The sequence below is a fragment of the Neisseria sp. HMSC068C04 genome (genome assembly GCF_001810105.1).
GTDB lineage: Bacteria > Pseudomonadota > Gammaproteobacteria > Burkholderiales > Neisseriaceae > Neisseria > Neisseria flavescens_B.
The window spans coordinates 1-204 of the sequence record NZ_KV800000.1 but is presented as its reverse complement, the minus strand read 5'-3'; the positions used below and the strand labels follow the sequence as shown (position 1 = coordinate 204).

The 204-nt window shown below is 52.0% G+C and carries 1 pseudogene; it reads left to right on the top strand.

Annotated features, from left to right (window positions below):
* Positions 1–204, top strand: a pseudogene (locus tag HMPREF2700_RS11560) (IS30 family transposase); the annotation flags it as partial.

The window sequence follows — 204 nt, the reverse complement described above, 5'->3', positions numbered from 1 at the left end:
CAAACACCACCAAATCACGCTCCACCATAGCACCATTTACCGCTACCTTCACCAAGACAAAAGCAACGGCGGCACTTTGTGGCAACATCTCAGAATATGCAGCAAACCCTACCGAAAACGCTACGGCAGCACATGGACCAGAGGTAAAGTACCTAACCGTGTCGGCATAGAAAACCGACCCGCCGTCGTCGACCAAAAATCCCG